The organism is Parabacteroides sp. CAG:2 (genome assembly GCF_000436315.1).
Lineage (GTDB): Bacteria > Bacteroidota > Bacteroidia > Bacteroidales > Tannerellaceae > Parabacteroides > Parabacteroides distasonis.
Genome location: NZ_FR885265.1, coordinates 62,935 through 75,299 on the forward strand (window position 1 = coordinate 62,935; position 12,365 = coordinate 75,299).

General features: G+C 45.8%; 10 protein-coding genes. 5 read left to right on the forward strand and 5 right to left on the reverse strand.

Features of this window, described 5'->3' with window-relative positions:
* The first annotated feature begins 436 nt into the window (after positions 1 to 436).
* Positions 437 to 1,324: an Rpn family recombination-promoting nuclease/putative transposase gene (locus QVP94_RS02985; RefSeq protein ID WP_005860923.1), complete on the forward strand. Its 888-nt coding sequence runs from the start codon at positions 437 to 439 to the stop codon at positions 1,322 to 1,324.
* 94 nt (positions 1,325 to 1,418) lie between these two features.
* Here QVP94_RS02985 and QVP94_RS02990 read toward each other — a convergent pair whose 3' ends face one another.
* Entirely contained in the window at positions 1,419 to 3,488 is a 2,070-nt protein-coding gene (locus QVP94_RS02990) for a histidine kinase (protein ID WP_005860921.1), read from the reverse strand.
* 93 nt (positions 3,489 to 3,581) lie between these two features.
* On the opposite strand from QVP94_RS02990, the gene QVP94_RS02995 reads away from it, so the two are divergent.
* Positions 3,582 to 6,812 (forward strand): S41 family peptidase, encoded by a 3,231-nt coding sequence (locus QVP94_RS02995; protein ID WP_022191930.1) that lies wholly within the window; start codon positions 3,582 to 3,584, stop codon positions 6,810 to 6,812.
* Between the two features lie 113 nt (positions 6,813 to 6,925).
* Here the strand turns inward: QVP94_RS02995 and QVP94_RS03000 are convergent, their stop codons facing one another.
* The 4 genes from QVP94_RS03000 to QVP94_RS03015 are packed head-to-tail and all read right to left on the reverse strand — an operon-like array spanning position 6,926 to position 8,820.
* Entirely contained in the window at positions 6,926 to 7,552 is a 627-nt protein-coding gene (locus QVP94_RS03000; protein WP_005860917.1) for a LysO family transporter, read from the reverse strand.
* Positions 7,549 to 7,827, reverse strand: coding sequence for a LysO family transporter (locus QVP94_RS03005; RefSeq protein WP_005860915.1), 279 nt, complete (start codon positions 7,825 to 7,827; stop codon positions 7,549 to 7,551). The genes QVP94_RS03000 and QVP94_RS03005 overlap by 4 nt, the downstream gene beginning before the upstream one ends.
* 54 nt (positions 7,828 to 7,881) lie before the next feature.
* The gene (locus QVP94_RS03010; RefSeq protein WP_005860914.1) at positions 7,882 to 8,544 is read right to left on the reverse strand and encodes a PG0215 family putative anti-sigma factor; all 663 of its coding nucleotides are present in this window, start codon (positions 8,542 to 8,544) and stop codon (positions 7,882 to 7,884) included.
* 18 nt (positions 8,545 to 8,562) lie between these two features.
* Positions 8,563 to 8,820: an RNA polymerase sigma factor gene (locus tag QVP94_RS03015; protein WP_005860912.1), complete on the reverse strand. Its 258-nt coding sequence runs from the start codon at positions 8,818 to 8,820 to the stop codon at positions 8,563 to 8,565.
* 139 nt (positions 8,821 to 8,959) lie between these two features.
* Between QVP94_RS03015 and QVP94_RS03020 the strand changes: the two genes are divergently transcribed.
* From QVP94_RS03020 to QVP94_RS03030, 3 genes are all read left to right on the forward strand, one after another.
* Positions 8,960 to 11,218, forward strand: coding sequence for a GH92 family glycosyl hydrolase (locus QVP94_RS03020; protein WP_022191931.1), 2,259 nt, complete (start codon positions 8,960 to 8,962; stop codon positions 11,216 to 11,218).
* Between the two features lie 94 nt (positions 11,219 to 11,312).
* Positions 11,313 to 11,633, forward strand: coding sequence for a YbjQ family protein (locus tag QVP94_RS03025; RefSeq protein ID WP_005860908.1), 321 nt, complete (start codon positions 11,313 to 11,315; stop codon positions 11,631 to 11,633).
* An 8-nt stretch (positions 11,634 to 11,641) separates the two neighbouring features.
* Entirely contained in the window at positions 11,642 to 12,325 is a 684-nt protein-coding gene (locus tag QVP94_RS03030) for a DinB family protein (protein WP_009018442.1), read from the forward strand.
* Positions 12,326 to 12,365 lie beyond the last annotated feature (40 nt).

Below are 12,365 nucleotides of genomic sequence, written 5' to 3' on the forward strand. Positions count from 1 at the left end.
TATATAATGTACGCATGTACATTAATATATGGTATCCATCCATAACCGCATAATAAATACAAAACACAAACATTCACATGCAATCATAGCGAATACACAAACGTATAATCCAAGGCTTGTCAAGCCATAAGCTTACGAAGTAGTAGAATCTCAATGGGGATAGGCATATCAGTTATGCCATGCGAAATAGGAAGAACTTCAGGTCAGTTGCAAATCTTACTTCTAAATATAAAAACAAGGTATCTTAAATTGATCAAAATGGGAGCCGATTACTATCCATAGTATTTTGCACTACTATTAATACTAATCGTACTTTCTATAAATAGTAAAGCTGACTACCATGAATCTGCTTTTTAAGAAATATACAATAAACAGGATGCGCGATACGAAAATAAACCTTACCTTTGGAGCAGTAATCACCTAAAACCATTTAACTATGGCACAATACGTAGACATCATGACTGATGCTGGATTTAAGGCTGTCTTCCAAGACAAGCAAGTTACCATCAAGTTCCTTAACGCCGCCCTAGCCGGCGAACGGCAGATCAAGGACATCACCTACCTCGACAAGGAGATCAAGCCAGAGACCGTCGAGAACCGTACCATCATATTCGACCTGCTCTGCGAGGACGTGTCCGGGGCCAAGTTCATCCTAGAGATGCAGAATTGTCCCCAGCACTATTTCTTTAACAGAGGTTTTTATTATCTTTGTCGCATGGTGGCCCGGCAAGGACAAATCGGCAAGCAATGGCAATATCGGTTGCTACCCATCTACGGAGTTTATTTCTTGAATTTCAAGTTGCCGGAGTTCACAGACTTCCGTACGGATGTTGTCCTCGCTAACGAGAGGACGGGAAAGGTGTTCAATGAGATCAAGATGAAGCAGATCTACATATCGTTCCCGTTATTCAGTTTAAGCAAGGAGGAGTGCAAGAGCTCCTTCGAACGTTGGATTTATACATTGAAGAATATGAACCTATTTGAACAATCTCCCTTCAAGGAGGAACAGGAGACCTTCCTTCGCTTGCTGGACGTGGCGAACGTCAACTCACTCAGCGAAAAAGAACGTGCGATCTACGAGGAAAACCTAAAGAATTATCGGGATTGGTATGCGACCATCGATTACGCACAAACGGAAGGGATTGAAAAAGGAATGCAGGAAGGAATGCAAAAAGGGATGCAGAAAGGGATCGAGAAAGGGATCGAGAAAGGCCGTCAAGAGGAAAAACTCCAGATAGCCCAAAAGATGAAGGAGCAAGGACTTGACTCCGAACTTATCGCCCAATGCTCCGGACTTTCTGTTGAAGACATTGAGCGACTATAACCCGAATCAACCGATTCGATTCAATTCGATCCGGGCCGCTTCCATCCACTATCCGGAGGAAACAGCCCGGATTACTTTCGTACATTCACGATACCTAGAAAGCGTAATTAAAATCCAACGGAATAAAGAAACTGACGATTGTTCCGCTCCCCATCCCCTTCTCCTTGCTTTGGACCGAATAGGTGATCTTCTCTTTATTTCTCCTATTCAACAATAGGATCGTACGGTAAAGGACTTTCGTTCCCATCCCCGTACCGTTCGTATGTCCCGCATTCGTAAACAGACGATACCCGGGTCCATTATCCTCTATACGGATATGGATGCCTTTCCCGTCGCGCTCCACGAAAACAGATAATCGCTTCTCGCCCTCGATCGCACACAAGCCATGTTTCACGGCATTCTCTACGGGTATCTGGATCAGCATGGCCGGGAGATAGATTGCGCCCGTGTCAAGGGAGGGATCGAGATTCCATTCCAGACGGAAGTCCGGCCCTAATCCTTGCGCCTGCAAATTCAAGTAAGTCCGGACAAAGCGTAATTCTTCCTCCAACGTGATACTAAGCTTTTCCGTGATCTCCAAACTACTACGTAACAACTCCACCAATCCGGAAAGTTGCGTACGGCGGGAACTTCCTTCTTCCTCCGAGCTAATCTCCCGGTTCAATATATTGAATATAAAATGAGGGGATACACGGTTGCGAATACTCTCCATCTTCAGTTTCGTCACCTGATCGACATGGCTTAACCATTGGGCATGCCGTTTACGTTTCATAAAGTAATAAGCCATGCCGCTGACGATGGACAAGATCACAAAAAGCAAGATCCAAACCCAACGGCTCATTTCCAAGTATTCCATCCGGCCGGCCTGTTGTTTAATAATAGCCTCCCGCTTGAGTAAAGTCGTATCTTGGCTATAACGCATATCGATCTCGGCGACACGCATCTGGGTTCGTTCGCTACGAATATTGTTCTCAATGACGCTATTCTTCGTTTGGTACTCATAGGCACGTCTAAAATCGCCCGTGGTAGCGAAGTAATTCTGCAAGTTCTTATTACGGATCGCTACCATCTTGGGATCTATGCCTACCGTATCCGTGTAACTCCTCAACAATTGATAAGCCAGCCCGGAGTTCCCCTCTTTTAAAGCTAGCGAAGCCTTCAAGGTCGTCAAATGGTACAAGGCTGTCTTATTATTATAGATATGGAAGTACCTAAACCCTTTTTCCAGATAAAAACGAGCGGAATCCAACTGATTCAGACATAGATAGATCTCCCCTAAATTGATCTCGCATACGTTAGTATAGAAATCCATATGAGTAGGACGTACCACCTCACGGGCTTTCAAGAACCAAGGAAGCGCCTTCGCATACTCTTCCTTGTAATAATAGTAATTTCCCCGGCTATTGCAAAAGGTGAATTTCTCGCTCAAGTTACGAGAATCCAGTTCTTTCTCCGCCAAACGGTAAAAGTGATCGGATAAGTCAAAGTCCCTCAATTCCATATACGTCTCGCCCAAACCAAAATAAATAGGAAAGGACATCCGATCCATAATACCCAATGAATCACTCACGAAAAGAGCTTGGCGAAAGTAGCGGGCTCGCTGATCGTAAGCTCCTTTCCGGGTATATATATCCGCTATATTGATATAAATATCCGGGATTTTATGCTCCATCTCACTCTGCCGGATCTCTTGATACGCCTCGGAATAGCAAAGGAGGGCCGAATCCGTTTTATCCAAAAATGAATAATAATTGCCAACCGTATTTTTCAACGTCCCTAAGAGTCCATGTATCTTGGGAGACATCGGTACACGGTCGCAATAATCTATAATTGACCGATGTAAAACAAACCCGGAATCATATACACTATTTGCAAAATAAATCTGGCTTTTAACCGCAAGTAATTTATAATATTTATCGCTATCTTTAGTTAGACTTAAAGCTTCATCCAATGCGGAATGAGCATATCGAGGATTCCGGTAAATCGAATCCATAGCCATATGTTCCAAAGAGTCAATCCGCAGGTTATCAGAAAAAGCAAATGTTTTTTCCGGTAGCTTTCCACAAGAAAACAGAAACACAAAATGAAATAGCAATAATAAAATGGACATAAAAGTCATACACACCCTATATTTCGTCATCATCTTGGCGGTTTTAAAGTTCATATGCAAAAATATTTAAAAATTTAATCTACGCAATTATTTCTCCTAATAAATATCGAAAATCGATTACATTTGTAAATCTAAAATAGAGTACACATGAAAAACTTGATGATTCCTGCGCTGGCGTTATTTTTATCGGCGGCGGCGCAAGCAGACGACAGTCCGTTATGGATGCGTTACTGTGCGATCTCCCCGGACGGGCAGACGATCGCGTTTTCTTACCAAGGGGATATCTACACGGTCCCTTCTTCCGGAGGAAAAGCCCGGCAGTTGACAACACATCCGGCGCATGATACCCGTCCGGTCTGGTCGCCCGACGGACAGAGAATAGCCTTCGCCTCCAACCGTAGCGGCAACTTCGATGTATTTCTCATGAACAAGGAGGGAGGGGAACCCAAGCGGCTCACCACCCACTCCACAAACGAATATCCCACTACCTTTAAGGATAACGGACACATCTTGTATCTGGCCAACGTATTGCAAGACGCCAAGGATATCCAATTCCCCGGCACCCGCTTTATGCAAGTCTATGAGATAAGCACGGACGGAGGAAGGCCGGATTTATATTCTTCGTTATACATGGAAAATATAGCCCTCAGCAAAGATGGCAGTAAATTATTATACAATGACTACAAAGGTTACGAGGACCCTTGGCGCAAGCATCATCAATCTTCTATCACCCGTGATATCTGGTTATGTACGCTTGGAAAAGATCGCTCTTTCCAGAAAGTAACCACTTTTGGCGGTGAGGATCGTAATCCTGTATGGGCCGCGGATGGGGCGTCTTTCTATTACCTAAGCGAGGAGAAAGGAAGCTTTAACATCTTCAAGAAGGATTTGGCAGGCAACAGCGAGAAACAAATCACGACGCATACCACCCACCCCGTGCGTTTCCTTACCTCCGATAATTCCGGGACTCTATGCTATAGTTACGACGGCGAGATCTATACCGTTAAGGAAGGCCAGAAACCTGCCAAGGTGAATATCCAGATCGTCGCGGATAAGATCGAGAACGACGTGATCCATCGTCTTCTGACCGATGGAGCTACGGATATCGCCGTCTCCCCGAATGGAAAAGAGGTAGCGTTTATCACTCGTGGCGATGTTTACGTAACTTCTATTGAATACCAGACGACTCGTCAAATCACGAACACGCCACAACAAGAGCGCAATATAGATTTCAGCCCCGACGGACGTTCATTGGTATATTCCGCCGAACGGGAAGGAACATGGGGAATCTACGAAAGTAAACTTACACGTGACGAAGATAAGCAATTCACGTACGCCCCGGAATTGAAAGAGGAGCCTCTTGTCGTCTCCGGACAAACCTCGTTCCAACCCTTATACTCTCCGGATGGTAACGAGGTGGCTTTCCTTGAGAACCGCACCACCTTACGTGTTATCAACCGAAAGACCAAGCAGGTCCGCACCGTATTGGACGGGAAATACCTCTATTCGTATAGCGATGGAGACCAGCATTTCCAATGGTCGCCAGACAGCAAGTGGTTCTTGGTAGATTACATCTCCGTCGGAGGATGGAACAATACGGATATCGCCCTCGTGAAAGCGGACGGTAGCGGCGAGGTAACGAACCTGACGGAAAGCGGTTATTCGGATGGCGACGCGAAATGGGTATTAGACGGTAAGGCCATGATCTGGTCCTCCGACCGTGCCGGTTTCCGCAGCCACGGTAGCTGGGGTGCTGAGCGGGATGTGTACATCATGTTCTTCGACGGTGAGGCTTACGATAAATTCCGCCTCAGTAAAGAAGAACTGGCCTTGGTAGAAGCGGATGAAAACAAAGATAAGGACGAGGATAAGACATCCGATAAAGATTCCGATAAGAAAAAAGAGGATAAGGATAAGCCTGTAGCCCCCTTGAAGTTTGATTTGGAGAACCGCAAGGACCGGATTATTCGCCTGACCGCTCATTCATCCTCATTGGGAGACGCCGTACTCGCCCCGAAAGGAGATAAACTATATTATTGCGCCGCTTTCGAGAAAGGCTTTGATTTATGGGAACACGACTTGAAGGAAAAGTCCACTAAATTACTGCTCAAGAATGTCGGTCGAGGCACTCTATTCGCCGATAAGAAAGTAGAGAACCTTTATCTTACCGCCGGCGGTAAACTGAAAAAGATAGAGTTGAAGGATAGCAAGGAAAAACCGATCGCTTTCAAGGCCGAGTTCGCTTATCGTCCGGCAGAGGAGCGTGCTTATATCTTCCATCACGCTTGGCGTCAAGTCTTGGATAAGTTCTATGATCCGACACTCCGGGGCATGGATTGGAAAGGGTATGAGACCGCTTACGCCCGTTTCCTTCCGCATATCAACAACAATTTTGATTTCCAAGAGATGCTTTCCGAGCTATTGGGCGAGTTGAACGGCTCCCATACGGGCGCTCGTTACAATCCGGGACTAACCGGGCCGGAAACCGCCAGCTTAGGCGCTTTCTTCGATAACGCATACACGGGCGACGGATTGAAGATCGAGGAAATCATCGCCAAGGGCCCGCTGACATTGGCCGACAGCCAGATAAAGAAAGGCTGTATCATCGAGAAGATAGACGGAACACCGATAAAGAAAGACGCCGATTATTATCCACTGCTAAGCGGTAAAGTCGGTAAGAAAGTAATGCTTTCTGTCTATGATCCTACCAGCAAACAGCGTTTCGAGGAACAGGTAAAAGCGATCAGTAACGGAGAGCAATCGAACCTCCTTTATAAAAGATGGATCGAGAATTGCCAAGAAACCGTAGATAAATTATCGAACGGGCAAATCGGATATGTACATGTAAGAGGTATGAACAGCGAGAGTTTCCGCGAGGTCTATTCCGCCTTATTAGGCCGTTGCCGGAATAAGAAAGCCGTGATCGTGGATACCCGCCATAACGGAGGTGGCTGGTTGCATGATGATCTGGCTACCTTATTGAGCGGCAAGGAGTATCAGCGCTTCGAGCCTCGCGGACAATACATCGGTAGCGATCCTTACAATAAGTGGACCAAACCGTCCTGTGTCTTGATGTGCGAGGATAATTATTCGAACGCTCATGGTTTCCCTTGGGTTTATAAGACCTTAGGCATCGGCAAGCTGATCGGCGCCCCGGTTCCGGGAACCATGACAGCCGTATGGTGGGAAACGCAAATCGATCCGACCTTGGTGTTCGGTATCCCGCAAGTAGGCGTGAAAGATATGCAAGGCAATTATCTGGAAAACCAACAATTGCAACCGGATGTCGAGGTGTACAATACTCCCGAGGCGCAGCTCTCCGGCGAGGACACGCAATTAAAAAGAGCGGTAGAAGTGATGCTGCAAACTGTAAAATAGCTTTTCTAGGCCTCAGAAATGACTTTTCAACCTTGTAAAATGCCTTCCGAGGCCTCGGAAATGACTTTTCAACCTTGCAAGGTGGTTTCCGAGATCTCGGAAGCCTCTTTCACTCACATCGAACAGAAGAAAGAAACGAAAAACGGAACCGTGAAGTCCACCAAGATCCCGTGAAAGATAGAGACAAAGACCAAATCCTTTCCGCAATAACGGGTGATGATCGGCAATGTCGTATCCATCGTAGTAGCTCCTCCCGCGCAGATCGGAGATAGCCTTCCGAAATATCTAACGAACAACGGAGCGCCCAGCAAGGCGAATATCTCACGGATAATATTAGCGATCAAGGCGATCGTTCCTAACTCCGCCGCCAATTGAGCCCCCAGCGTCGGTTCTTTTAGCTCTGTTATCAAGATGGAGGATAATGAATAATAGGCGAAACCGCTTCCGACCGCCAAACAATCGAACACGCTCCATTTGTTAAGAGCAAGGCTGATCAAGGCCGAGAAGCTCAACGTCCCGATAATAGTAGCCAGAGGCACCAATAAGAGTTTCGGCCGTATGCTCGACAAAATCTCTTTCAGTTTCTTATCGCTTCCGATGCTAATCCCTACTTGAAACATCAAGAGGTAAAGTACATAAACCGTTATATCATTCTCGATAACGACCCCGGGCAGATAACCGCTCCATCCCAGCAAGCACCCCAAGGCAAAGAAGCCCACGACGATCAAACTCCCTTTCATCCCCGGCTCCTTTCCTTAAAAAAGAAATGATAAACTCCCCACGCCGCCAAGACGCTACCCAACGTACCGGCCGAAGCGATCAACAAGGCTTGCCCGCCCAACGTCGTAAGATTATTCACGATAGACTCATTGGCCCCTACCGAAATTCCCAGCAGGAACAAAAGAAGAAGAATCGTATAAGAAATAGGCTTACCGATCTTTTGCAGCAATTCTACTTTACGAAAGAAATACCCGACGGCAATGCCGCAGAACATGATTCCGATTACTGTAAACATCCTTTTGTAGTTTTTGCCGCGAAGTTAACAGAAACTCACAGTACCACAAAGCGGTTACTTCTTCGTTTTCTTGAATTTCACGGGAATCTGCATACCTCCGGCGTCGGCCATTCCCTCTAACTTATTTCCTTTCTGGGTCATAGTTAAGTCTACAGGCGTTCCATCCACATAAAAAGAGCTGGTATAGGTATCTCCTTTCGCCTTGATATCATTTATCTCCAAGGTACTACCTTGTATATTCACTTTAGCGGTCAACTTGCCGTTCTCTTGCTTTATCTGAAAACTTCCATCTTGATATCCATACGGAGCGTCGGGGGCAGAGAAGGACCAATCGCCTACGAGCTTACTGAGATCTGCGGCTTTATCCTGTGCCGAGATCGTGATACAAAACAAAAGGCATAAAAGGGTGGTAAAGGCTTTCTTCATGTTCGTTCCCATAATCTTATGTATTAAATGAGTAATAGATTTAAATAACGTTCCAAATGTAGTGATTAATTTTCGATCTTCCGAGATATGTTCCAATATACGAGCATCAAAATCTTTCCCCAAGGGAGGCAATGTCTCGGCCTCATGAGATACGAACCAAGCCTTATAGGGCAATAAGTCGGGAGGTATCACCGCTGAGGAGAAAAACCGGCGTAATTCCCGTTCTTCCTCCACGGATGTGGCGCATTCCCAATATTTATCCAGCAACTTATTTATTCGTTGATAGTCCATACACGATCCATAAACAGATTACCTTACCGCATACCGCTCCATCCTTTCCTTATCTCCGGAATAGGTTTCCCTCAATGCCAGATTACGCGCTACCATCATGCAATAGGAAGGTAAGTTCTCAATGACAATCCAGCTATCCCGATCTTCCCAAACCTTAAGCAGGGCTTCCTGAACGATCTGCTCAGACTGCTCCACGTCTCCGGTAATCCGGAAAACAACCCGGAAAAGGTTATTCTTCAGCGGCAATATCTTTGTCGTAAATTCGTTTGTTCCCATACTTTTTTATCTATAAGACGAGCCAAGCCCGAAAAAGGTTGCAGATTTTAAAAGGAAATTTCCAATATTCCCCCAAAGCCATTATCTTTGTGACAGATGATTGATAATTCGCTTATTACAAACTAAATCAATAATAACAGTGAAAAGAACGATCTTATTTTTTCAGGCCGCTCTTGCCTGCCTGCTGGTAGGATGCAAGCAAGCGCCGGAGTCGCCGCGACTACAAGATGAGGTGAGGTATGTAGACCCATTCATCGGAACCGGGTTCCATGGACACACATTCCCCGGAGCTACCCGTCCGTACGCGATGGTACAACTAAGCCCGGATACCCATATCTTGGGATGGGACGCAAGTAGTGGTTACCATTATGATGATGACCATATCTACGGGTTCAGCCACACGCATCTTTCTGGTACGGGTATCGGCGATCTGGGTGACGTAGCTTTATTACCTTTCTCCGGTGGAGATTCCATCAAACCGGTAGCTACCTTCAAGAAAGACACTGAGAAAGCGACACCGGGGTATTATGCCGTACGCTTGGATAACTTTGGCATCAACGTGGAATTGACTTCTACAGATCGTGTAGGTTTCCATAAATATACATACGACAATCCCAAAGAACGTCGTATCCTGCTTGACTTAGGGCATATCCTTCAACCGAACTGGGGACATAAGCTGATCGGTAACCAATATTTACTTGTAAACGACTCCACGGTGGAAGGAACCGTGAAGACACAAGGTTGGGCGCATTTCCATTCTATGTCCTATCGGATTACTTTCTCGGAACCGATCGAGACGGTATACCAATACATCGGGGGGAAATTACGTAAAGACTCCTTGTTCTTACGCCTAAATACGGCAGAAGATTTGAAGTTCCATTACAAATTCGCTGAAAAGGCACAACCGCTTTATGTAAAAGTAGCCTTATCCGTAGTCGATCCGGAAGGCGCCGAGAAGAATCTCGAGGCAGAATTGCCCGGATGGGATTTCGATAAGACCCGTGAGGAATCAACGCATATTTGGAACGAGGCGTTAAACTTGATCCAGATCGAGGCAGATCCGAAAGTCATGGTCAATTTCTATACGGCGCTCTACCATACCATGATCGCCCCCTTCGCTTATCAAGACGTGGACGGACGTTATTTGGGTATGGACAAGAAAGTGCATACCGCCGAACCGGGTTACGTAAATTATTCCGTATTCTCCTTGTGGGATACGTTCCGTGCGCTTCATCCGTTAATGACAATCATTAATCCGGACTTAGCGACTGATTGGGGTAAGGTACTCGTGCAAGGTTATAAAGAAGGTGGAATATTACCCAAATGGCCTTTAGCCTCTAGTTATACAGGTTGTATGGTAGGATATCCGGCCGTCTCGGTCCTCGCCGACCTTGTAGCGAAAGATTTAGCGGAAGGTGATATGAGCACGTGGACGGAAGCCGGCGTACGTTCTTCCGTTTACCGTGAGGATCTTGCCGAGAAGTTCAAAGGAACCCGTGAGCTGGATCTGATCACGATGCATCCTTACTATAAGGAGAAATATGGTTTCGTCCCCGCCGACTCTGTTCCTGAATCCGTATCGTGGGGATTGGAGATGGCATACGAGGATTGGTGTATCTCCCAAATCGCCAAGAAGGCAGGTAATATAGAGTTGGCGAATGAGTATGCCAAGAAAGCCGAATACTACAAACGCTATTTAGATCCCGAGACGAAAATGATGCGTCCGGTAATGGGCGACGGTTCTTTCCGTACTCCATTCAACCCTCGCTATTCTTCGCATATGAAAAGCGACTATACCGAAGGGAATGCCTTCCAATGGAGTTTCTTCGCACCACATGATATGGATAACTTCATCGCCGCTATCGGTGGCAAGAAAGAGCTGGAAACACGTTTAGACACCCTGTTCACCACCTCTTCCCAGATTGACGGGGCGGAAGCCTCCGGAGATATTACCGGATTGATCGGCCAATACGCTCATGGAAACGAGCCGAGCCACCATATGGCCTATCTTTATAACTGGACAGATTCTCCATGGAAAGGGCAAGGGTATTTAGATTATATCATGCAGAATTTCTACACGAATGAACCGGATGGTATCATCGGTAATGAGGATTGCGGACAGATGTCTGCTTGGTATGTCATGAGCGCCCTAGGTTTCTATCAGGTAAGTCCGGGTATTCCGGTTTACACATTGGGCCGTCCGATGGTAAATAAGGCTTCTATGCACGTAAAAGGCGGTATTTTCGAGATCGTGGCGACCAACAATAGTCCCGCCAATAAATACGTTAAAGAAGTCAAGCTAAACGGTAAAGTCCTAGAGACTCCTTTCATCAGCCACTCCGATATCATAAATGGAGGTAAGCTTGAGTTTATCATGACCGATCAACCGGTAAAATAAATTCATATAAAGAAACATAAAAACAAAGGGCGAATCAGTACACTGGTTCGCCCTTTATCTTATATTTGCCCTCAAACGATTAAATTGAAAAGCTATGTTACTCACAACAACTAACACGATCGAAGGAAAAGAAATTACCCAGTACTTCGGAATCGTATCCGGTGAAACGATCATCGGAGCGAATGTATTCAAAGATTTCTTCGCAGGCATCCGGGATATTGTCGGAGGACGTGCAGGTTCTTACGAGAGCGTCTTACGCGAAGCGAAAGAAACGGCCTTGAAAGAAATGAGCGATCATGCGGCACGAATGGGCGCAAACGCTGTAATCGCCGTGGATCTGGACTACGAGACCGTAGGAGGAAGTGGAAGCATGCTGATGGTTACCGCCGCCGGGACAGCCGTACGCTACCAATAATCCCCAAAATGAAATACTTTGGAGCCGGATTAAGCGAATCACATAAAGAACTAAACCGCATTATCCGTAAACCGGAATTAATAGAGCAAACCAAGGAGCTCTTTCTTGAGATTCATGGGAAATTACACCTCTCTGTGGTGTCTGGTAATGAGAGAAACGAGGTCGATGAGCTAGTCGGAGATTTAAGAGAGGATGAATATGCCATTATGCCTACAGCGAAAGATGAAACCATCGCTTGGGTATTATGGCATATCAGCAGAATTGAGGATCTGACCATGAATATATTAGTTAACGGGGAAAAGCAGATCTTCAATGAAGACTGGCAAACCCGAATGAATTCCCCTATCAGAGACACAGGAAATGCCTTATCTGATAACCAGATTATTCAGCTAAGCAAAAGTCTACGTATTCAAGAACTCTTAGAATACAGGAATGAAGTAGGACGAAAAAGCAGAGAAATCATCCGAACCTTATCTCCCGATGACATACGCCGCAAAATCCCAGCTCAAAGAATAAGCCGGATATTAGAAGAAGGTGGAACCACAAATCATGAAGATTCGATTTGGTTGCTTGATTTCTGGGCTAAAAAAGATATAGCTGGTATTTTATTAATGCCTCCTACCAGACATGTCATGTTACATCTAAATGACTGTTGTAAATGGAAGCTAGCAATAAGAGGCAGACATCATTGAAAATTAAACGGCTGGTGTATATACCAAAAAAAGGAGCCAA

Excerpts from the sequence above, each read along its gene's own strand:
- QVP94_RS02985 (WP_005860923.1), top strand. The coding sequence starts at position 437 with ATGGCACAATACGTAGACATCATGACTGATGCTGGATTTAAGGCTGTC.
- QVP94_RS02990 (WP_005860921.1), bottom strand. The coding sequence starts at position 3,488 with ATGAACTTTAAAACCGCCAAGATGATGACGAAATATAGGGTGTGTATG.
- QVP94_RS02995 (WP_022191930.1), top strand. The coding sequence starts at position 3,582 with ATGAAAAACTTGATGATTCCTGCGCTGGCGTTATTTTTATCGGCGGCG.
- QVP94_RS03000 (WP_005860917.1), bottom strand. The coding sequence starts at position 7,552 with ATGAAAGGGAGTTTGATCGTCGTGGGCTTCTTTGCCTTGGGGTGCTTG.
- QVP94_RS03005 (WP_005860915.1), bottom strand. The coding sequence starts at position 7,827 with ATGTTTACAGTAATCGGAATCATGTTCTGCGGCATTGCCGTCGGGTAT.
- QVP94_RS03010 (WP_005860914.1), bottom strand. The coding sequence starts at position 8,544 with ATGGACTATCAACGAATAAATAAGTTGCTGGATAAATATTGGGAATGC.
- QVP94_RS03015 (WP_005860912.1), bottom strand. The coding sequence starts at position 8,820 with ATGGGAACAAACGAATTTACGACAAAGATATTGCCGCTGAAGAATAAC.
- QVP94_RS03025 (WP_005860908.1), top strand. The coding sequence starts at position 11,313 with ATGTTACTCACAACAACTAACACGATCGAAGGAAAAGAAATTACCCAG.
- QVP94_RS03030 (WP_009018442.1), top strand. The coding sequence starts at position 11,642 with ATGAAATACTTTGGAGCCGGATTAAGCGAATCACATAAAGAACTAAAC.